General features: G+C 33.2%; 20 protein-coding genes. 7 read left to right on the forward strand and 13 right to left on the reverse strand.

Features of this window, described 5'->3' with window-relative positions:
* Positions 1-1,034, reverse strand: a 1,034-nt coding sequence (gene asnS, locus VLC96_RS04925) for an asparagine--tRNA ligase (protein WP_325261000.1), incomplete at its 3' end; no start/stop codon positions are given.
* Positions 1,035-1,357: 323 nt separating this feature from the next.
* Positions 1,358-3,778 (reverse strand): efflux RND transporter permease subunit, encoded by a 2,421-nt coding sequence (locus VLC96_RS04930; RefSeq protein ID WP_325261002.1) that lies wholly within the window; start codon positions 3,776-3,778, stop codon positions 1,358-1,360.
* Positions 3,779-3,983: 205 nt separating this feature from the next.
* On the opposite strand from VLC96_RS04930, the gene VLC96_RS04935 reads away from it, so the two are divergent.
* The 6 genes from VLC96_RS04935 to VLC96_RS04960 all read left to right on the forward strand — a co-directional run bounded on the left by VLC96_RS04935 (position 3,984) and on the right by VLC96_RS04960 (position 12,235).
* Positions 3,984-6,254: a cation:proton antiporter domain-containing protein gene (locus VLC96_RS04935; RefSeq protein WP_325261003.1), complete on the forward strand. Its 2,271-nt coding sequence runs from the start codon at positions 3,984-3,986 to the stop codon at positions 6,252-6,254.
* A gap of 102 nt (positions 6,255-6,356) precedes the next feature.
* Entirely contained in the window at positions 6,357-7,967 is a 1,611-nt protein-coding gene (locus VLC96_RS04940; RefSeq protein ID WP_325261004.1) for a hypothetical protein, read from the forward strand.
* A gap of 77 nt (positions 7,968-8,044) precedes the next feature.
* On the forward strand, positions 8,045-8,374 hold the full coding sequence (locus tag VLC96_RS04945) for a DMT family transporter (protein WP_325261006.1): 330 nt from the start codon (positions 8,045-8,047) through the stop codon (positions 8,372-8,374).
* Between the two features lie 17 nt (positions 8,375-8,391).
* Entirely contained in the window at positions 8,392-9,156 is a 765-nt protein-coding gene (locus tag VLC96_RS04950) for a histidine kinase (RefSeq protein WP_325261008.1), read from the forward strand.
* The gene (locus tag VLC96_RS04955; RefSeq protein ID WP_325261009.1) at positions 9,125-9,844 is read left to right on the forward strand and encodes a LytR/AlgR family response regulator transcription factor; all 720 of its coding nucleotides are present in this window, start codon (positions 9,125-9,127) and stop codon (positions 9,842-9,844) included. Before VLC96_RS04950 ends, VLC96_RS04955 begins: the two co-directional genes overlap by 32 nt.
* Before the next feature lie 120 nt (positions 9,845-9,964).
* On the forward strand, positions 9,965-12,235 hold the full coding sequence (locus VLC96_RS04960; protein ID WP_325261010.1) for a cation:proton antiporter: 2,271 nt from the start codon (positions 9,965-9,967) through the stop codon (positions 12,233-12,235).
* Between the two features lie 140 nt (positions 12,236-12,375).
* Here VLC96_RS04960 and VLC96_RS04965 read toward each other — a convergent pair whose 3' ends face one another.
* The 3 genes from VLC96_RS04965 to pyrH form a co-directional block, all read right to left on the reverse strand.
* The gene (locus VLC96_RS04965) at positions 12,376-13,590 is read right to left on the reverse strand and encodes a BamA/TamA family outer membrane protein (RefSeq protein ID WP_325261011.1); all 1,215 of its coding nucleotides are present in this window, start codon (positions 13,588-13,590) and stop codon (positions 12,376-12,378) included.
* Positions 13,591-13,892: 302 nt separating this feature from the next.
* The gene (gene frr / locus VLC96_RS04970) at positions 13,893-14,456 is read right to left on the reverse strand and encodes a ribosome recycling factor (protein ID WP_325261012.1); all 564 of its coding nucleotides are present in this window, start codon (positions 14,454-14,456) and stop codon (positions 13,893-13,895) included.
* A 75-nt stretch (positions 14,457-14,531) separates the two neighbouring features.
* Positions 14,532-15,239 carry a UMP kinase gene (pyrH, locus tag VLC96_RS04975; RefSeq protein ID WP_325261013.1) on the reverse strand — a complete coding sequence of 236 codons (708 nt, stop codon included), beginning with the start codon at positions 15,237-15,239 and terminating at the stop codon, positions 14,532-14,534.
* 395 nt (positions 15,240-15,634) lie between these two features.
* Between pyrH and VLC96_RS04980 the strand changes: the two genes are divergently transcribed.
* Positions 15,635-16,252, forward strand: a complete 618-nt coding sequence (locus VLC96_RS04980; protein ID WP_325261015.1) for a thioredoxin family protein — start codon at positions 15,635-15,637, stop codon at positions 16,250-16,252.
* A 3-nt stretch (positions 16,253-16,255) separates the two neighbouring features.
* Here VLC96_RS04980 and VLC96_RS04985 read toward each other — a convergent pair whose 3' ends face one another.
* The 8 genes from VLC96_RS04985 to VLC96_RS05020 form a co-directional block, all read right to left on the reverse strand.
* The gene (locus tag VLC96_RS04985) at positions 16,256-17,470 is read right to left on the reverse strand and encodes a T9SS type A sorting domain-containing protein (RefSeq protein WP_325261017.1); all 1,215 of its coding nucleotides are present in this window, start codon (positions 17,468-17,470) and stop codon (positions 16,256-16,258) included.
* A gap of 616 nt (positions 17,471-18,086) precedes the next feature.
* The gene (gene truB, locus VLC96_RS04990) at positions 18,087-18,785 is read right to left on the reverse strand and encodes a tRNA pseudouridine(55) synthase TruB (RefSeq protein ID WP_325261019.1); all 699 of its coding nucleotides are present in this window, start codon (positions 18,783-18,785) and stop codon (positions 18,087-18,089) included.
* Positions 18,785-19,582 carry an undecaprenyl-diphosphate phosphatase gene (locus VLC96_RS04995; protein ID WP_325261021.1) on the reverse strand — a complete coding sequence of 266 codons (798 nt, stop codon included), beginning with the start codon at positions 19,580-19,582 and terminating at the stop codon, positions 18,785-18,787. Before VLC96_RS04995 ends, truB begins: the two co-directional genes overlap by 1 nt.
* Before the next feature lie 67 nt (positions 19,583-19,649).
* Complete coding sequence (locus VLC96_RS05000; protein WP_325261022.1) at positions 19,650-19,892, reverse strand: DUF3098 domain-containing protein; 243 nt, start codon at positions 19,890-19,892, stop codon at positions 19,650-19,652.
* 37 nt (positions 19,893-19,929) lie between these two features.
* Positions 19,930-20,805 carry a cell division protein FtsX gene (locus VLC96_RS05005; protein WP_325261023.1) on the reverse strand — a complete coding sequence of 292 codons (876 nt, stop codon included), beginning with the start codon at positions 20,803-20,805 and terminating at the stop codon, positions 19,930-19,932.
* Between the two features lie 107 nt (positions 20,806-20,912).
* Positions 20,913-21,788: a sulfate/molybdate ABC transporter ATP-binding protein gene (locus VLC96_RS05010; RefSeq protein ID WP_325261025.1), complete on the reverse strand. Its 876-nt coding sequence runs from the start codon at positions 21,786-21,788 to the stop codon at positions 20,913-20,915.
* A complete protein-coding gene (gene modB, locus VLC96_RS05015; RefSeq protein WP_325261027.1) occupies positions 21,785-22,462 on the reverse strand; it encodes a molybdate ABC transporter permease subunit in 678 nt (225 codons plus the stop codon). The genes VLC96_RS05010 and modB overlap by 4 nt, the downstream gene beginning before the upstream one ends.
* Positions 22,455-22,713, reverse strand: a 259-nt coding sequence (locus VLC96_RS05020) for a TOBE domain-containing protein (RefSeq protein WP_325261028.1), incomplete at its 5' end; no start/stop codon positions are given. The genes modB and VLC96_RS05020, both read right to left, overlap by 8 nt.

The following is a 22,713-nucleotide window of genomic DNA, read 5'->3' on the forward strand; positions in this document are numbered from 1 at the left end:
CCCCATTCGTTGATGATGTATTGGAATTTTTTCTTTTTGTTTGGAGTAGAATCTCTTAAAATATCAATGGCTTCGGTGTAAGACACTCGTTTGAAATTATTCTCCAAAACAAAGTTTAATTTTTCCAGCAAAGTCATTTCGCTTCTTTCAGCTTGTGGTTTTGATTTTTCTTCTTCCAGAAGTCTTCCTTCTAAGAAAGCTAAATCATCTTTACAGTTGTCTAAAGCATATTTAATTACATACTGAATAAAATCTTCAGCCAAATCCATATTGTCATCAAGGTCGTTGAAAGCAACTTCAGGCTCAATCATCCAGAATTCTGCTAAGTGACGAGAAGTATTTGAGTTTTCTGCTCTAAACGTTGGTCCAAAAGTATAAATCTGACCCAAAGCCATTGCAAAAGTCTCACCTTCTAATTGTCCAGAAACGGTTAAATTCGTGTGTTTGCCAAAGAAATCTTTTTTGTAATCAATATTTCCTTCTTCGTTTTTAGGCAAATTGTCCAAAGGCAATGAAGTTACCTGAAACATTTCTCCTGCACCTTCAGCATCAGCTCCGGTGATGATTGGCGTGTTTACATACACAAACCCTTTTTGTTGAAAATAACTGTGAACTGCAAACGACAAAACTGAACGCACACGCATAATCGCCCCAAAAGCATTGGTGCGAACACGTAAATGTGCATTTTCACGCAAGAATTCCAAAGAGTGTTTTTTCGGCTGCATTGGGAATTTCTCCGCATCCGAATCTCCAAGGATTTTTAATTTAGAAACCTGAATTTCAAATTTCTGACCAGCGCCTTTGCTTTCAACCAAATGACCAGTAACCGAAACCGCAGCACCTGTTGTAATTCTCTTTAAAATCTCGTCTGGAGTATTTTCAAAATCAACAACACACTGTATATTATTGATGGTCGAACCATCATTCAAAGCAATAAACTGATTGTTCCTAAAAGTTCTAACCCAACCTTTTGCATTTATTTCCTGTAGCGTTGTAGTACTGTTTAATAGGTCTTTAACTTTCGTGTGTCTCATTTTCATTATAATTTTAGAATTCTGAATTTGGATCAAAAAGTCAGCATTAATCCAATTGCAAATATAATTGATTTGAAGCAATTTTTTAGAAGCTAATTCCCGCTATTCGCTATATCTTTTACTTTTTAAAGAAAAAAGTAAAAGGATGCCGCTGCTATCGGGGCTAGGTAATAGTGGAATTGTCGTTTTTTAAAGAGAAATTCACTGCCAAGAACGAAGCAAGCACATATCAATTACAGATTAAACAAAAAATCCAGCCTTTTGGGCTGGACTTAATATTTAAGATTGTAATTGCGTTCTAATGATGAATTGAAAAAACAACTTTATTCCTGATAATGAGTTTGCTTTGTTTCAGTTACTTCGATTGAAGCATTGTCGTATGACTCAATATCAATGTGCTCTTCTCTCTTAGTTCTCTTTTTCTCGAAAGTCAAAACCAATGCCGGTAAAACCAATAAATTGGCAAACATCGCAAATGCCAATGTACAAGAAATCAATCCTCCTAAGGCGATCGTACCACTGAAACTAGAAAGCGTAAATGTTGCAAACCCAATAATCAATACCACCGAAGTATAAAAAGTACTAATACCAGTTTCTCTCATAGCACTCATCACTGACTTTTTAACTTTACCATTGTTAACTTTCAAATCGTGACGGTATTTTGCCATGAACTGAATCGCATTATCTACCGAAATTCCGAAAGCAATACTGAAAATTAATATAGTCGATGGTTTCAAAGGGATTCCAAAATACCCCATCAAACCTGATGTGATGCAAAGCGGCAATATATTTGTAATAACCGATGCCATAACCATTTTCGCAGAACGGAATAAATAAGCCATTAATCCAGCGATAAGGAAAATTGCAAATATCAAAGACTCGATAAGGTTGTCAACAAGGTAAGTTGTTCCTTTTTGAAAAACCAACGCTTTTCCGGTAAGGGTAACATTGAAGCGTTCTTTTGGAAAAACTTTGGCAATTTTGTCTTCTAATTGCTTTTCGACTCTGGCCATTTCCTCAGTTCCGATGTCTCTCATGAAAGTAGTTATTCGGGCATATTGTCCTGTTTGATCCACATAGCTTTTCATTAAGTCGCCTTTGGTACTTTTGGTCGCATTTTTGGCATACGATAATATAAAAGCCTGCTCTTGCGAAGTCGGTAATTCGTAATATTCAGGTTTACCGTTGTAAAAAGCCTGTTTAGAATATTTTACTAAGTTAACCACTGAAACTGGTTTTGAAAGCTCTGGAATTCCTGCAATGGTTTCTTGCAATTCATCCATTTTTTTCAGAGTAGAAAGTTTCATTACTCCTTTTTTGTGCTTAGTGTCGATCATTATTTCTAATGGCATTACTCCATTGAATTCTTTTTCAAAAAAGATAATGTCTTTAAAAAAAGATGCTGATTTTGGCATTTCGCCTATCAAACTTCCCGAAACTTTCATTTGAGAAACACCTATTACACTAAATATCAATAATAAGCCATAAACAATATAAATGGTTTTGCGTCGGTTCTTTACAATACTTTCGACCCAGTTTAATAGTGCAGAAATATAAGTTTTGGTTAAGTGTTTTAAATGCTTTTCTTCAGGAAGAGGCATAAAACTGTACACTATTGGCACAATAACAAGAGTCAGCAAGTAAACGGTAATTACATTTAAAGAAGTTACCAATCCAAACTCAAATAACAGATCATTTCCTGTAATCATAAAAGTAGCAAATCCCGCTGCTGTTGTCAAATTGGTCATCAAAGTAGAAACACCAATTGTAGAAATAACGCGTTGTAAAGCTTTGGCTTGATTTTGATGAATTTTTATTTCTTGCTGGTATTTGTTAATCAGGAAAATACAGTTGGTAATTCCGATAACAATAATTAATGGTGGAATAACCGCGGTAAGAATTGTTATTTTATAATGAAATAAACCAAGTGTTCCAAAAGACCACATTACACCAATAATCAAGATACACATCGAGATAAAAGTGGCACGGTACGATCTGAAAAACAAGAAGAAAATTAATGAGGTAATGAATAATGCCGCGCCAATAAAAAGACCAATTTCGCCTTTCATATTTTCGGCATTAATCGTTCTGATGTACGGCATTCCCGAAACACGAAGATCGATTCCGGTTGCTTTTTCAAACTTGTCTATTTTAGGAACAAGATTTTCTAAAATGTAGGTTTTTCGGGCAGCTGTGTTTACGATTTTTTTGTTCAGATAAACCACAGAGCGAATACTTCCGGATTCTTTATTGAATAATAAACCTTCATAAAAAGGAAGATTATGAAACAATTCGAATTTTATTTTTTGAAGGTATTCTGGATTTGCTGTTTGCTTTTGGTCGATAAGCGGAACCATTTTAAATTTTTGGGCAACAGTATCTTTTTCCAGAGTTTTTAAATCATTCAATGAAATAACAAATTCTACTTCCTTTGAATTCTTTAAACCCGTCATTAATTCATTCCACGCAGCAAAGGCTTTTGGAGTAAAAAAAGTATTGTCTTTAATTCCGATAACAATCAAATTTCCCTCTTCTCCAAATTTGTCTAAAAAGTCTTGATATTGCTGGTTTACAATATGTTTTTTCGGAAGTAAATTGGCTTCTGTATAAGTCATTGCCAAATTTTTCCATTGAAAAGCCATAAAGATAGTCATGGCAAGAATTACCCCAAGTATCGTGATTCTGTTTTTAAGTACGATTCGGGCAATAGTTTCCCAAAACCCAACAGTTTTTTTCTTTTTCATAGTCATTTTAAAATGGATGCAAATGTAAACAAAACAGTTAATAATGTCATAAAGTTCTTGGAAATTATAGCGTTTAACTGGCTTTTCTGATCTATTTTTTGTTTACAATAAGATAATTTGTGTATTAATAAATTATATATTTGAAACTCTCATCTTTGCACTAATTATAGTGATAGAGAAATTAGTAAGAAGTTATAAAGTAACTATGAAAAAATACAAAAATACACTGTTTTACTTTGGCGTAACAGGTGGTTTTATAGCGTTAATATATTGTATATTAATGAAAGGGAAATATCTAGAAAGCAATAAAACGATTGTCCATACTGAAACTGCTGGGGATTCCTGGCAGGAATTTTTAACCTCAATGCTTCATAATATTCAGGATCCTTTGGCAATTTTATTGGCACAAATTATCATGATTATTCTTGTAGCTCGCCTTTTTGGATGGATTTTCAAAAAAATTGGACAGCCTTCAGTAATTGGCGAAATTATCGCAGGGATCGCACTTGGACCGTCATTATTAGGTTTGTATTTCCCGGAATTTTTTCAGGCGCTTTTTCCAGCTAATTCATTGGAAAACTTAAAATTCTTAAGTCAGATAGGACTTATACTTTTTATGTTTGTTATTGGAATGGAACTCGATATCAAAGTCTTGAAAAACAGAGCGAAAGAAGCTGTTGTTATCAGTCATGCTAGTATTGTTATTCCATTTGCATTAGGAATTGGCTTGGCATATTTTGTTTACAATCGGTTTGCGCCAGAAGGTGTAAAATTTCTTTCTTTTAGTTTGTTCATGGGAATCTCGATGAGTATAACTGCCTTTCCGGTTTTGGCGCGAATTGTTCAGGAAAGAGGAATGCATAAAACCAAATTAGGAGCTATTGCCATTACCTGTGCCGCCGCCGATGATATAACGGCTTGGTGTTTGTTAGCGGTTGTAATTGCTATTGTAAAAGCCGGAACTTTTGAGAGTTCGATGTATATAATTACGTTAGCGGTGATTTATGTTTTGGCGATGATTTATTTGGTAAAACCTTTCCTGAAACGAATAGGGGATTTGTATGCCACCAAAGACAGTTTGAGTAAACCGGTAGTTGCAATTTTCTTTTTGATATTAATTATTTCTTCATATGCTACCGAATTAATTGGGATTCATGCGCTTTTTGGCGCTTTTATGATGGGCGCAATTATGCCGGATGTCCCAAAATTTAGAACTGTTTTTATTTCCAAAGTCGAAGATGTATCTGTTATTTTACTACTTCCTTTGTTTTTTGTTTTTACCGGATTACGTACAGAAATAGGTTTGATTAACGAGCCGTATATGTGGAAAGTGACCGGTTTTATCATTCTGGTGGCGGTTGTTGGTAAGTTTTTCGGAAGCGCTTTAGCGGCCAAATTTGTCGGACAAAGCTGGAGAAACAGTTTAACCATCGGTGCTTTGATGAATACCAGAGGATTAATGGAATTAATCGTTTTGAACATTGGTCTGGCCCTTGGAGTGCTTACTACCGAAGTTTTTACAATGATGGTCATCATGGCATTAGTCACAACTTTTATGACAGGTCCGGCTTTGGATGTAATAAATTATATTTTTAAAACCACCGACAGCGTTGATCTTGAGGAGGAAGCCGATCAAAACAAGTATCGCATTTTAATTTCATTTGGTAATAATGAGAAAGGAAAATCTTTGTTAAGATTGGCACATAGTTTGGTCAAAAAACAAAATGATTCTACGAGTATTACGGCTTTGCATTTGTCCTTGAGTGATGAAATGCACAGTTTTAATATGGAAGATAAAGAGAAAAGCAGCTTTAATCCTATTTTGAAAGAAGCAGTTATTTTGAAACAGGAAATCACGACTGTTTTTAAAGCGACAATCGATATTGAAGCTGAAATCGTTGATATTGCCAATCAGGGAGACTATGATTTATTGATTGTTGGTTTGGGTAAATCAATTTTCGAAGGAACTTTATTAGGGAAAGTAATTGGTTTTACGTCCAGAATTATCAATCCTGAACGTTTACTGGATAAATTTACTGGTAAAGAAGGTTTGTTCGACAATTCTCCATTTGACGACAGAACCAGACAAATTGTGTCGAAAGTAAAATTACCATTGGGAGTCTTGATCGATAAAGGTTTGAAAGAAGTAAATCAGGTTTTTTTACCGATATACAGTCCCGAGGATTCCTTTTTGATTGATTATGCTCAAAAATTAATTTACAATAATAATACCATTGTGACTTTTTTGGATGTTCACGGTCATATGGAAACCAATTTTGTTATTGAAAGTGCTATAGAATCTTTGAACCAAAAATTCCCTAAGCATGTTATTTTAGAAAAAGCTTCTATACTAACAACCGAATTTTTAAGCAATCAGAATTTAATGATTGTGAGCATAGAAAGCTGGAAAGATTTATTGAACTCAAGATCAAGTTGGTTAAGCGAAGTCCCATCGGTATTGATTATTAAGCCTTAACTAAATAATGATTTGAAATTTAGTTTGAATTGATGAAGAAATTGAAGCTTTAACAGCTAATAGATTTTTTGCCAAAATATACCCCTAACCAAACCTTTAATAATGCATAGATTCTTTAATTTTTTGTTCCTGTTCTTTTTCATTTCTTGTGCTGCTCAAAAAAGCAATTTGGCTGATAGAAATTATTTCATCAGAAATTATTTTTACAATGATTCTCTAAAAGTGGGGATTGATTTTGATAAAAACATCCAATTCCGGAAAGCTTCTCTTGTCAATGAAAAGGAATATAAACAATTAGCAAAGAGTAATAAATTATCAACAAAAGACCTTTTTCTGGTTGCCGACGATAAAGAAAAAGGTGTTGAAATGTATTTCTTCTATCAAAATGGTACAGCATCAACCGCTAATGGTAGTAATGTTAAAACTGTAGTATCTGATACAGTTAATCATATTTTCTTGTTCCAAAAGCAAAAAGGGAATAGAAAAGTCGTTGGACTGTTGAAAGCCAATTCAAATAAGGACAGTAGTTCTTCGGTAATCGCTCACGATTTACTGAATAAAATAGCGATTGACTCCATGGATAACAAGAATTTGTCGTTTGTATCCATATTTATAAAAAATTTTCCAAATATTCATCCCAATCCGCTTTTTGCCAGCAAAAAACTTCAAACGGCACCTTTAAAATCGAGAGGAGGAAATGATGATAAATTCCAGTTCCTGTCCACGGTTAATGCTTCAATGTCTAATAATAAAGTGTATGACTCCTTGATTGTTGGTTACGAAAAAGAAAGTAAGCAAAATTTCAACTCATTGATAGCCGATTTATCTACCAAAGAAAACGTTTACAGTGATGAAGCTGTTTTGGGGAAGATTGCAGAAATAGCAAAAGAAAACCAAGTTATCATGCTTAATGAAGACCATTATTATCCTAAACACCGATTGTTGGCGATGGAATTGCTGGAAACTTTGAAGGTAAATGGATATAATTATTTATCACTTGAAGGATTTAGGGAAAGCAAAGAAAACATGTTAACACCAAATTATGGCAATGGAATTTATACAGATGAGCCTTATTTTGCACACTTCATAAGAAAAGCTTTTGTATTAGGTTTTACTGTTTCTGGACATGAAAATGTTGATAAGGGAGTTGATAGAGAATTGGGTCAGGCAAAAAATGTTATGAAGATTTTAGAGAAAGACCCAAAAGCTAAAATTTTTATTTATGTGGGTCATGGCCATCTTGAAAAGGCAAATGCAAAACCGAAAAGATTAGGAGAATATTTTAAAGAATTGTCCGGAATTAATCCCATAACCATCAATCAAACTGTGATTTGTGCGGATACTAAACAAGATTTGACTTTAGTTCCCCGCAAATATTTTACGGATACTACAAAAGTAAAATCTTCAGCAGATTATTTTTTGGTTAATAATCTAAAACCAACTTTAAAAAAGATTTATCCTAATGCCGAATTCAAAAAAGCAATTATAAAGAGCAAAAAAATTTCTGAGTCCAAAAATAAAGAGGTTTTAGTTGAAATAGTTGATTTTAAAGAATTCGATGCATTGAAAAACTTAGCGATTCCAATTGAAAGTTTTTTAGTGGTTCCAAAAAGTGGAAATATCGGTTTTGAATTACCAATCGGGAAGTATCACATTTTTGTAAAAACCGAAGACGATGAGGTGATTTATGATGAAGATTTATTTGTAAGTTAATTTTACTTATCGGAAATAATTGTCAAAACATTCCGCTCTAAAAAAGCAGTATATTTGCGTCTTTAAACTGTAAAATCATGAACTGGATTCTACTTATTATTGCAGGATTTTTTGAAGTAGGTTTTGCAACCTGTTTAGGCAAAGCAAAAGAAACTACCGGAATGACCTCTACATTGTGGATGGTTGGATTTTTTGTTGCGCTTTCTATTAGCATGACGCTTCTTTATAAAGCTACTCAAACGCTTCCAATTGGCACAGCCTACGCAGTCTGGACAGGAATTGGGGCAGTAGGAACGGTGTTGGTTGGTATTTTTGTTTTCAAAGAGCCTGCGACATTCTGGAGACTATTCTTTTTGTTTACTCTGATCTCTTCTATCATCGGGTTGAAATACGTTTCGGCACACTAATTATTATTTCAAATTAAATGGATAACACTTACCAAAATAATAGTATTGTATATTTGTTACTGGTTATTATCCTAATACTTGTTGCGGTACTTTGTTATCTCGTTTATCGATTATTAGAATCTGGAAAAACCAGAAAAAATATCGAAGAAAAATTTGGTTTGCTCGAAATGAAAGTGGGCAATCTGCAATTAGAAACATTGGAATCCAAACTCAATCCACATCTTTTCAAGAACATTCTCAATTCGATTCAATCACACGCTTATCAAACGTATTTTGCTTTGGATAAATTGGCGAATGTTTTGGATTACATTTTATACGAAAGTCAAAAGAAGTTTGTTTCGCCTTTAGAAGAAATTCAGTTTGCACTCAATCTTATCGAAATCAACAAAATTAAAGTGAGTCCGCTGTTTGATTTGAAAGTGAAAACCAAGATTAATGAAGGTGAAAAACTCTATGATCAAAAGCTTTTGGCTCCTTTGATTTCGATTGATTTAATTGAAAATGCTTTTAAACATGCCGACTTGCAAAGTGCAAATGCATTTATTTCAATACTATTTGAATTTAAAGATAATTGCTTTTATCTAACAGTTTCCAATAAGATTTCAGAGAAAAAAGCATTGAAAAAAGAACGGAGCGGTATAGGCGCGACAACATTGGAACAACGATTGAAAATTATATACAAAAATCAATTCAAATTGGATAAATTTGTAGAAAATGACATCTACGTTGCGCATTTAAAAATCAATCTTCTTGAATACAAAAATCAAATGTTTACTACTTGACGATGAATTGCCAGGCCTGACTTACCTGAAAATGCTTTGCGAGCAAATTCCGGAACTGGAAATCGTAAAAGCATTTGATGATCCTCAAAAATTACTGAATGAAATTCCTAATCTCGATTTCGATTTGTGTATTTCCGATATTGAAATGCCTGGAATTGATGGGTTAACTTTAGCAAGTTTTTTGCAAAATAAACTTGTAATTTTTACTACTGCTTACAAAAATTATGCAGCCGAAGCTTTTGATATTGATGTGGTGGATTACATTACAAAACCTGTGACCAAAGAACGTTTGGAAAGAGCTGTAGCCAAAGCTTTGGAACGATTTCAAAAATCAAATGCTTCCAAAAAATTTATTCATTTAAATACTGATAAAGGAAAAGCATTACTGTATTTTAATCAGGTTCAATACATCAAAACGGCATTGGTAGATAGCCGGGACAAAGAAGTGCACTTGTCTGATGGAAGTATTTTAATTCTGAAAAACATCAAATTTGAATCGTTATTAAATCAGCTTCCAAAGGCTGATTTTTGTCGTGTGAACAAAAAAGAAATCATTGCAATATCGGCCATGCAGTTTTTTAATCATAATGAAATTACACTTACTGTCCCGGAAAAAAACGGAAGGAAAATCACATTGGTCTTAAGTGAAACCTATCGAAATGATTTCCTTTCGAAAGTGAAAATCTAACTTATTACAAAGTTTTTCCTGCTTGTTACATTTGGTTAAAATTTGAATCAAATTCATTTTCTATCTAAAAAATCAGTCCTCATATTTGCATCGAAATTAACTAATTCTAAAAAGCGTCTTATGAAGAGTCTTAAAAATTCATTTTTTTATCTGATCATTATAGGTGGATTTTCAACTTTGATTTACTGGATTATTCTTAAAGGGAAAGTGCTTGAAATCGGGCAGAATATTGTTCATAATCAAACAGGAAATGGACATTGGAACCACTTCGTTACTTCGATGGGTCATAATTTACAAAACCCGTTGGCTATTCTTTTGGTACAAGTCATCACTATTATTTTGATTGCCCGTTTTTTTGGATGGATTTGTAGAAAAATTGGACAACCTTCGGTAGTTGGAGAAATTGTAGCAGGTGTGGTTTTAGGCCCGTCTTTGATTGGAATGTATTTTCCAGAATATTCGGCTTTACTTTTTCCAAAAGGTTCGTTGGGTAACTTACAGTTTTTAAGCCAAATCGGGTTGATCTTTTTCATGTTTGTCATAGGAATGGAACTCGATTTAAAAGCCCTGAGAAACAAAGCTCATGATGCAGTTGTAATTAGTCATGCGAGTATAATAATTCCATTTGCGTTAGGTATCGGATTGGCATATTATATTTATCATTCGTTTGCTCCTGAAGGGGTTGAATTTACTTCTTTCGGTTTGTTTTTGGGAATTGCGATGAGTATTACGGCTTTTCCGGTTTTGGCAAGGATTGTGCAGGAACGCGGCATTCATAAAACCAAATTGGGATCAATTGTGCTTACTTGCGCCGCTGCAGATGACGTTTCGGCTTGGTGTATTTTGGCAGCCGTTATTGCCATTGTAAAGGCAGGTTCGTTCGTGAGTTCGCTTTATGTGATGGGCTTGACTTTGATTTATGTCATTCTAATGTTTAAAGTCGTTCGTCCTTTTCTAAAAAAAGTAGGGGATTTGAATAGCACAAGAGAAAGTTTGAATAAGCCAGTTGTCGCTATTTTCTTTTTGACTTTATTGTTTTCATCTTATGCTGCAGAGCTAATTGGGATTCATGCTTTATTTGGAGCTTTTCTGGCGGGTGTAATTATGCCGGAAAACAATAAGTTCCGTAATATTTTTATCGAAAAAGTAGAAGACGTTTCAGTTATTGTTTTGCTTCCATTGTTCTTTGTCTTTACGGGTTTAAGAACTCAAATCGGATTGATTGATGATCCTTATTTATGGAAAGTTACGGGACTGATTATTTTGGTTGCTGTAGTAGGTAAGTTTTTTGGAAGTGCTTTAGCCGCCAAAATTGTCGGACATAATTGGAAAGATAGTTTGTCCATCGGAGCATTGATGAATACTAGAGGTTTAATGGAATTGGTGGTGCTGAATATCGGTTATGACTTAGGAGTTTTGTCTGCTCAAATATTTACAATGATGGTAATTATGGCGTTGGTTACAACCTTTATGACTGGTCCTGCAATGGATTTTATTAATTATATTTTTAGAGTCAAAAATACAATAATTCCAGAGGGTATAAGCGCCAAAGGCAAATACAAAATCCTTATTTCATTTGAAAATTCAGAGAAAGGGAAAAAGCTATTGAAAGTTGCCAATAGTCTGGTTAAGAAGCAAAGTGTAAATTCTATAGTAACCACAATGCATTTGTCATTGAGTTCTGAGATGCATTCGTTTGATTTGAAAGATTATGAAAAGGAAGTATTTTTGCCGGTTATTAACGAATCTGAAAACCTGGGCCAACAAGTTTATACACTCTTTAAAGTATCAAATGATATCGATTCGGAGATTACAGAAACTGCAAATCAAGGGGAATATGATTTATTATTAGTTGGTCTAGGGCAATCTATTTTTGAGGGAACGCTATTGGGAAAAGTTCTTGGATTTACAACTCGAATCATTAACCCAGATCGTTTTTTAGATAAGATTACTGGTAAAGAAGGTTTATTCGAAAATTCTCCTTTTGACGAACGAACAAGACAAATTATTGCAAACAGTAAAATGCCAGTTGGAATTCTTGTTGATAAAGAACTTGAAGATATTGATCGTGTTTTTATGCCTATTTTCAGTAAAGAAGATGGCTTTTTGATGGAGTTTGCTCAAAAATTAATTCATAATAATGGTGCGCAAGTCACTATTTTGGACACTATTGGACAATCAAATGGCAATCGTGAAATTCAGGAATTGGTTCGTTCGATTGAGCAAATTGCACCAAATCACATCATGACGATGCAAGACAGAACAATTAAAAAAGAGTTTTTGGAACAACAGGATTTAATGATTATCAGCCTTGAAAGCTGGAAAAAATTAATCGATTCTCATAGTATTTGGCTTAACAATACGCCTTCGGTTTTGATTATTAAACCTTAGTTTTTTAAGTCTCTGAGTTTTAAGTTAAAAGATGCCGATCAAAGTTGCTTTAAATTCAAAGATTTTAATTTATCTTATCTACCTACAAGGTCTTTTTCAGACCTTGTGGTATTTAATAACAGTATCGAAATTTTAATACCCTAAAAACTTTCTCCGGTATTAATATATAAACTCTGAGCATGACTTCCCCAACTATAGGAAGCTATGATATTTGTTCTGGTGGCTTTGTCAATTAAAAGTCGTAAACCCACTCCAAATGCGGGTTGAATATACTCTAAAAGTTGAATATCCCTATCTCTGTCACTTGTTGAGGTAAAGTTGGCAAACACAGTTCCGCTTAATAATTGGTTGCAGGTAATAGGGAAGCGATATTCTGTTTCGAAATAACACAAATCCTGTCCGCGTAATAATCCTTGCGTATAACCTTTTCCTGACCGGCTTTGCTGATCCCATCCGATAGCGGGCAAATTCAAATAAGGCAAACGTCCTTTTGTCATGAATTGATTGTAACTCCAAAAAGCTAAAACATGTTGCAGATTGGTTTTGCTTAACGGAATGTAATATTTAAATTCTGTGAATAATACAGAACTAGGTGAACCGTTTTCTTGAATACGAAGGTTAGTTTTGTAGTTAACATTTGCAAACCATCCGTGGTTAGGATTGACCAAGTTGTCTCTTGAATCATAAATGATATTGGCACTGATTCCTTTTACAAAATACTTTTTTGTACTAAAACCGTGTAAAGTATTGTACTCGTAGTGATAGGTGAGTTGATTATTCTCAACATCCAAAAGTTCATCGTTAATGTTCATGTAACCATCAAAATGAATTCCACCACCAACAAAGAGATCATCGGCAACTAAAATAGAAGCTGTTTGATGAAATTTAAAGTAGTCGTATTTCATTCCCTGCTCTATTGATTTTGTTGAAAAATCAGTTCCAACTGGAGGAATAATATCCGATCCTAGCCCATAATTATCCTGAGAAAATTTGTAATAACGCCAATCTCCGCCCATATAAAGTTTGTTGCGATGCAGAATCAAGTTGTTTTTTACATCTATCAAAAGTTGTTTTTTGGTCGTGTAAGTTGCCATCATATAGGCAGTCGAAAATTTGTCGTCTGGGTGTTTGTCTCTGAACGTATACTGAGATATTGCTCCGTATATAAAACCGTTTGCGGGTTGTAGTGAAATTACGGGTAATACAAGTAAAAAGTCATTTTTTAACGGCTTCACTACAAAAACGGAATCTTCTTTTTTGAAAAATTCAGGAAGTGATTTTATCTCGCAAATTTTTGTAGTATCGCGAACTGATTGTCCAAATGAAAATTGATTGGATAGCAATAGAAGAGACATTGTCACAAAAAACAAAAGCCCATAAAATTTGCTGTTATTCCTCACTAATTATCAATTTTATTTGTCTTTAAGAAGCTATAAAGAAACAACTTTTAATGAAGAAATTGTCTTTTGAGAATCTTTTTTTGATCTTTTTTTATTTCAAACATTTGATTTTTAAACAGTTTGCAATATTAGGAATGTGGGGGCAGCTAAAAAAATCCAGTATTGCTGTCTATTGTTGAAGACACAGCAACGGCAATAAAAAAATCTGCCTTGTTTCAAAATACAAGACAGATTTAATAATCTGTTTACATGGAAAGTTAAACTTTCATGATTTCGGCTTCTTTTACAGAAAGTAGCTCGTCAATTTTTTTGATATAAGAATTGGTCAAGTTTTGTACTTGCTCTTCAGCACTTTTGCAAATATCTTCAGAAGTTCCTTCTTTCTCTAATTTTTTGATATCTGTATTAGCATCTTTTCTTGCATTTCTAACACCAATTTTAGCATCCTCAGCTTCAGCTTTTGCTTGTTTTGCAAGTTCGCGTCTACGATCTTCTGTAAGCGGCGGAACACTGATGATGATCATGTCTCCATTATTCATCGGGTTAAATCCTAAATTGGCAACCATAATTGCTTTTTCAATAGGATGCAACATGTTTTTTTCAAAAGGTTGAAGCGTAATAGTTCTGGCATCAGGAACACTAATTTTAGAAACTTGTGAAAGTGGTGATGCAGATCCGTAATAATCAACAAAAACGCTACCTAACATGGCTGGAGACGCTTTTCCTGCACGAATATTTAAAAATGCTTTTTCTAAATGCTCAATCGAACCTGTCATAGATTCTTCAGTGCTATCTAATATAAATTCAATTTCTTCTGTCATTTTTGTTTTTATTTAATTTAGTTTGCTATTCTGTTATTTAAAGCTTTTTGCAAACTGATAACTGAATACTGATAACTATATGTTTACTTCTGTTCCTACGTTTTCTCCTTTACAAATTTTCAACAAATTACCTTGTTTGTTCATGTCAAAAATTACGATTGGAAGTTTATTTTCCTGACTTAATGTAAATGCTGTAGTATCCATAACATTCAATCCTTTTTTCAATACATCTTCAAAAGAAATATAATTGAATTTGGTAGCCGTAGCATCTTTTTCTGGATCTGCAGTATAAACTCCGTCAACTCTGGTTCCTTTTAGGATTACATCGGCATTAATTTCTACACCACGTAAAACAGCTGCAGTATCAGTAGTAAAATATGGGTTTCCTGTTCCTGCTCCAAAAATTACAATTCTTCCTTTTTCAAGATGACGGTCAGCTTTTCTTTTGATGTATGGTTCTGCAATAGACTCCATTTTCAAAGCGGTTTGCAAACGTGTTTTCATTCCTTTTTCTTCAAGTGCACCTTGCAAAGCCATTCCATTAATAACTGTCGCCAACATTCCCATATAATCCCCTTGAACGCGATCCATACCATTACTTGCTCCAGCAACACCTCTAAAAATATTTCCACCGCCAATTACGATAGCTATTTCTACACCTTTATCGTGTACTTTTTTAATTTCATCGGCATATTCGGCTAATCTAGCAGGATCAATACCGTATTGTCTTTCGCCCATTAATGCTTCACCACTTAATTTCAGAAGGATTCTTTTGTATTTCATCAGTCAGTTTTGTTTTTTAAGTTTCCCTTTCGTTATCGAAAGTAAATTGCACTACCAATTGAGTTCAGTATTGCGAAATTTGTGCAAATATAGACATATTCTGTTTTTTTTGAAACTTGTGATCCTTAAATATTTAAATTAACTTTTTGTCTAGTTTTTTTACTAATAATTTGCTAAAAACGAGATATATTTAAATTTTCTTTGTTTTAAATGATTTTTATCACATTTTAAAAGCTATGTTAATACTACTTTTGCATCAAATAAACTTGTATAACGGAATAAGCATATTGTTATTGAGTTCAGCAACAAAGTAATCGCGAAAACACGATGAAAACTGTTGTGAACAGTTCAATAACGGTATGCTGATTTCTTTTTAGCTAGATTAAATATCCAAAATGGAAAATGTAGTAACCGAAGCGTTGTTGAGTAGCTATTCCTACGCAGAATATAAAGAAATTATAACCAATTTATTAGCTGAAGGGAAATCAACAGGCAATGAACAATCCGAAGATTTATTGCAATATTCAACTCTAAATCAATCCCGATTAAAACGTTTGGATAAAACAATTACTGTTCCTGAAGAAATTAGTGTCAAATTAAAAACGGTTACTAAAGAATATATTTGGCTAGTTATTTCTGAAGGTTGGTGTGGAGACGCTGCCCAAATCTTGCCAATTATTAACAAAATGGCTGCTGAGTCGGATAAAATAGATTTAAAAATTGTTTTCCGCGATACTAATGATGATTTGATGCAAAAGTATTTGACCAATGGCGGCAGAGCGATTCCAAAACTTTTGGTAGTTGATAAAAACTCTGGAGAAGTTCTTGCTGATTGGGGACCTAGACCAAAAGGGGCATCTGATTTAATTAAAAATTATAAATTACAATTCGGTGTTGTTGATGAAGAAGCCAAAACGCAATTACAGTTGTGGTATCTACATGACAAAGGATTATCTACCCAAGATGAAATTACAGCGATAATGCAAGGCTTGAATGTTAATATTTTATCGTAAAAATTATTTTTTGATTATTTTAAATTGTTGATTTGATTCTGGAAATATTACCAGATAAGTCCCTGTGGAGAATTCCGCCAGATCTAAGGAATTTGAATTCAATACTCCTGCTTTGACATTCTTTCCTGAAAAATCATATATTTTATAATTCTGACCAACCGCGTCTTTGAGACTGATTTTTACTTCGCCGTCCGTTGGATTGGGGTACAAAACTCCTTTGGCTGATTGTGGATTTAGATCATTTATCGAGAGTTTGCTTATATAATTTTCCAAATATGGGTTAAGTACTATTTTGTGTAATTTTTGTTGAATATTAGCAAAAGGCAATTTCTCAAATTTTTCATTAGATAGATAATATTCTAAGCCATCAGCAGTAGCAATCCCTTCAATCTGATAGAATTGGAGTGGAATATCAATTTTTCGCTTATTTGAAATAGCAAAATCATTTAGTTTAAAATCATAAATCAGATAAATAAAAGGGGAGAGCGTTTCATTATATCCACAAAGTGTGAGCAAATGAAGGTTTTCTTTGAAGGTCGCGCCAGTTATTAAGCCACCAACATCAACAGTTGTTATGGGTGATGCAATTTGAGTTCCAGCGGTATTTGAAAGCTTATAAATCGTGGTTTTTTTACTAAGCCATTGTTTTGTAAAAAGATAAATTCCATCTGAGGCAACGATCATTGATTCGCAATCAAAATCGGTATTATTGGCAGACTGGGCGGTGAAATTAGTTTGGTCCGAATATGAAAAATTAATCGTTTCTATTTCAGGAGCTGTAGCAAGTGTACTTTTTTTAATTTTATAAATTTTCAAATCTTTACGGTTTCCTGCCGCGTTATTTCCGAAATCACCAATGTAAATATAGTTTTCATCTTGCGATATTTCCTCCCAATCCACGTTTTTCGTATTTGGTAATGGAAAAGTATTTAATAAGTCACCCGTTTTGCTAATTTGGTAAATATTGGTATCCGTATTATCGTTATGGGTATAGAGTGATCCATTCCACTCAATTAGACCCGATGTTTCTACTAAAGAAGCTCCCAAATTATAAGAAACTGCAGGTGTTACCGAAGCAGCTGTATAAGTACAACTTCCATCGTTTACAGTCGCTGAAGAATTATAATTAGTAGCCAGCTCATCTGTGCAACCTGACTGAGCTTTTATTTCTGAATTATAAGCGAAAATTAGCCAAATTATTATGATAATATTTTTCATCTGTTTACTATTAGTTTCTATTTATTCCTCTAATTGTTATCGAAAATTGTGCGTATAACTATTTTTATCTAAATAAAATTAAACCAAAAGTATTGATTATCAATGTGTTTTGTGGAATAATCAACTTATTTCGCACAAAAAACATTTCGAAATCGTAATAGTTAATGAAGATTTCAGGATCAAATTCAAAAAATAGAATAATTGTAAATTGAAGTTCCGTTTTTGACATTATTTAAAACAAAAACAGGAAAAGTTTGAACAAGAAAATAATGTTCGTATAGAGGAATATTTCTTCACAATTATAATCTTTCTATTGAAAAAAAATCGTAATTTAGTGACTGCTAACAGGTCTGCTATTTTTGATTTACTTTTTTATTGGTGTCTTTAAATATTGTTTAATAATTAAAAAAACATCGTTATGAAAAGATTAATCCTTTTGAATAGATTATTTGATAAGTTTTATGATCACATATCACATTTCTTATTTGGAAACGAAAGTGCCGTGCATTATTAACCTTTAGCGCAAACAGCTTGAAAAGTATGAATTAACATTACTTTAAATTTATCAAAACACATTTCAAATTCAGGTATGTATTTGTAATGTGTTTTTTTATGACTATAATCGAGGAGTAAGAGTTTGTTCAAATAAAGTAACATCTGTAGCATCTGCAACATTGTAATCTCCAATTTTTGTCCGACGCAAAGCCGTTAAATGCGATCCCGAATTCATTGCTTTTCCAAAATCATAAGCCAGTGAACGTATGTAAGTTCCTTTGCTGCAAACTACTCGGAAATCAATTTCAGGAAGTGCAATTCTTGTGATTTCAAATTCGTGAATTGTAGTTTTTCTTGAAGCTATTTCAACTTCTTCTCCAGCTCTTGCGTGTTCGTAAAGTCTTTTACCATCTTTTTTAATGGCTGAAAAAACAGGTGGTTTTTGATCTATTTCGCCTAAAAACTGTTTTACGGTTTCGTGAATCAAAGCTTCGTCAATATGTGAAGTGTCGAAAGTTTGATCGATTTCGGTTTCTAAATCGTAAGAAGGTGTTGTGGCACCAATAAAGAATGTTCCAGTATATTCTTTGGCTTGACCTTGAAGTTCTGAAATTCTTTTAGTGAATTTGCCAGTACAAATCAATAAGAGTCCTGATGCCAATGGATCTAAAGTCCCGGCATGTCCAATCTTGAATTTTTTTGGTAATCCTACTTTGTTGATTAATAAATATTTTATCTTATTTACTGCTTGAAAAGAAGTAAAATGCAAAGGTTTATCTATTAAGAGAACTTGACCGTTTAAAAAATCTTCGGTAGTCATTAAATTACAGTCAAAGGATGAATGAAATAATGTATCGCCAGTAATATTAGTCCGGCAATGATACGGTAATAGCCAAAAACTTTAAAACCGTTTTTAGTCAAAAATCCGATGAAACTTTTAATAGCCAAAAGAGCGACAATAAAAGCAACCACATTTCCAATTACTAGCAAATTAATTTGGTCATGCGTTAGTACATATCCATCTTTGTAATAATCATAACATTTTTTTGCAGTTGCGCCAAGCATCGTTGGTACAGCAAGAAAAAATGAAAATTCTGCTGCCGTAGTACGTGACAATTTTTGAGACATTCCACCGACAATCGAAGCGCCACTTCTGGAAACTCCAGGAATCATTGCCAAACATTGAAACATTCCAATTTTAAAAGCCTGCAAATAACTAATTTCGTTTGAGCTTTCTGTAACATTTGGATTATTGAACCATTCATCCACTTTTAATAAAATGATTCCTCCAATTAATAATGAAATTGCAACTGTCACGGGGTTTTCAAGTAAAGCATCAATTTTTTTGCTAAAAAGTAAACCAAAAACAACAGCTGGTATAAAGGCTACTAATAATTTGAAATAAAAATCAAGCGATTGAAAAAAGCGTTTGAAATACAAAATCACAACCGATAAAATAGCTCCAAGTTGAATTACAATCGTAAAAAGTTTAGTAAAATCATCATGTGCAATTCCAAAATACGAAGAGGCAATAATCATGTGCCCAGTAGAAGAAACTGGCAAAAACTCAGTTATTCCTTCAATAATAGCAAGAACAATGGCTTGTAATGTATTCATTTATTAAGTGATCAGTTTTTAAGTATTCAGTTGATTGTTTATTGCAAACAAATAATGGTTACTGTTACTATTTTTTAGGATTTTTAAGAATAGCATAAATCGTGATTCCAAAACCAATCAAAACGGTTGTTGGTGCCAGACGAATTCTTCTGAAATTAAAAATTTCTTCGTTGAATACATTTGGATCATCGCTTCCTCCACCAGACATTAGAATAAATCCAAATGCTATAACTCCAATTCCAATCAATAGGATTTTATAGTTTATTTTTTCAAAAAGAAATTCGTGTTTTTGTTCTTCGTTATTTTTCATTTTTATTTTCGTTTAAATCTTAAATCTGCAATCTAAATTAATAAAGATCGTCTGTTCTTAAATTTAAGAATCGTTGTGTTGCAAAATATGTGCTTAACCAAGTAATTAAAACGCCAATTCCAAATACTGCAATTAATATTGTAGCAACCATTAATTTGTCATCTAAAATTCCTAGTCCAGGAAAATTGTTTTGAACATAAACAAGAACACCAATTAAAGCAAGAATGGCAAGACCAGCTCCAATCATTCCTAGTTTTATACTGCGCATTACAAATGGTTTTCTAATAAATGATTTGGTCGCGCCCACCATTTGCATGGTTTTGATGATAAAACGGTTAGAATAAATGGATAGGCGTAACGAGCTATTAATCAATAATACTGCGATAATAGTCAGGAAACCACTAACGATTAGTATCCACATACTCACTTTTTTGATATTGTCATTTACTAAATTTACCAATTGCTTATCATACACAATATCCGAAATCATAGCATTTTTGCGTAAACGAGATTCTATTTTAGCAATACTATCGCGCTCCACAAATCTGGCTTTTAAGTGAATATCGTATGAATTTTGCAACGGATTTTCGCCTAAAAAGGTTACAAAATCTTCGCCAATAATATCAGAATGTTCTTTTGCAGCTTTTTCTTTTGAAACATACACGAATGATTTCGCAAAACGAGCCGTTTTTAGTTCGGTTCCAAAAGCTTTTATAATACTGTCATTTGCTTCGTTCTTAAAAAATACGGTCATTGCGATTTCTTCCTTGAAATCGTCAGCCAATTTTTTAGAATTAAGAATGAAAAAGCCCAGTATTCCTAAAAGAAATAATACTAAGAATATACTCAAGACTACCGAGAAATAAGAAGAAAGTAATCTGCGTTTTTGAAATTTTTCAAAGGATGAAGCCATAGTTTATTATAATTATGGGGTAAAAATAATAAACATATTCTTTAATTTGAACTTAAAGCTTGTCAAAGTTTTAACTTTAGCGAATAAAGATGAGTTTTTGATTGAAATTAGCTCAATTTCGATAAAATCGGATTAAATGCTTTGGAAGAAACTACTATTTTTCCACCAATGCTAAGATTCTGAATTTCTTCTTCCATTGCAATGACTTTTACGATGTTAGTTCCAATTAAAACCGAAACGATGTAAATAAAATTTTCTTTTTCGATTTTTAAAATTTCTCCAATAAATTGAAATTTCCCACTATTAGAATGACTTGAAAAAACTTCAGAAGGTGTGCCTTTTTTGTTAATTGAACCATTTTCAATAATAATTACCTGATCAGAAAGTTTGTAAATTTCACCGATATCGTGACTAACCAAAATGGTGGTTAAGTTATATTTTTTATGGGCTTGCAAAAGGTAATCCTGCAATTTCAAACGCATTTCAATATCAATTGCAGATAAAGGTTCGTCCAAAAGTAAAATATCAGGTTTTCGAACCAAAGCTCTTGCCAAAGCGACGCGTTGTTGTTGTCCACCAGACAATTGATGCGGTTTTTGATGTTGTAAAGAAACGAGTTCCATCGTTTGTAATAAGTCGTCAACGATTGTTTTATCTTGTCCTTTTTCTAAGGCGAAAGTTAGATTTTCGCGAACGGTCATATTCGGGAACAAAGCATAATCCTGAAAAACATAACCAATTTTACGTTTTTGCGGAGGTAAATTTATTTTTGATTTTGTGTCTAACCAAGCGTTATTGTTGACTTTAATAAAACCTTCATCAGGGCGAATCAAGCCTGAAAGAATTTGTAAAGTGGTAGTTTTTCCGGATCCTGAAGCGCCATACAAAGTCACAAATTCTTTTTCCTTAATTCGAAAATCAAGATCCAAAGTCATTTCACCAGATGCGGATTGCAGTTTTTTAATGATTTTAAAATGGATCATGGCAACGGACTTATTTTGCTAAAACGATGATTAATGCTGTAAACACTCAATAAAACAACAAATGAAAAAATCAATAAAATAGCTGAATACACGTTGGCATCGTGATATTTCATATTGGTTACTTCGTCAAAAACAGCGATAGAAACGACTTTGGTTTCGCCAGGAATGCTTCCTCCGACCATCAAAACGACACCAAATTCTCCTATTGTGTGTGCAAAACTTAGAACAATTCCGGTAATCAATGCAGTTTTCATATTCGGAAGAAGTACATAAAAAACCGTTTGTAATTTGCTTTTTCCCAAAGTATAAGAAGCATTAATCAAATTTTTGGATATCGATTTGAATCCGCTTTGAACGGGTTGTACCATAAAAGGCAAACTATACAAAACCGATGAAATCACTAATCCAGTAAATGTAAAAACCAATCGAATGTCCAAATAATTGTCGAGAAATTTGCCAAAAACATTTTCGGGACTAAAGGCAATCAGCAAATAAAAACCCAAAACCGAAGGTGGTAAAACCAATGGTAAACTGACAATCGCTTCGACAAATACTTTTGATTTCATTTTGCTATACGCTAACCAGTACGCCAAAGGCAATCCGACTACAAGTAAAATAAATGTAGTGGTCAAGGCTAGTTTCAGCGTGAGATATATTGGTTCGAAATCAATCATGAGACAAACTTATTTCGTTGGTTTTTATCATTGCTGTTATCAAATCGTTTTCTTGAATTTCGAGTTGGTCAAAAGCATTTCTGGTAATCACTGAAACGATTTTGTAATTGCCAAATGCTAAAATTATTTTGCAGAGTAAATTTCCTTTTTCAAAAGAATGAACACTACAATCGATTTTGTTTTGAAGGCTTATTTTTCCACTGATTTCTTTGGCAAGAATGACTTCGGTTTCTTTAAAAAGTACTTTAATT

It is taken from the genome of Flavobacterium sp. (assembly GCF_035456085.1).
Lineage (GTDB): Bacteria > Bacteroidota > Bacteroidia > Flavobacteriales > Flavobacteriaceae > Flavobacterium.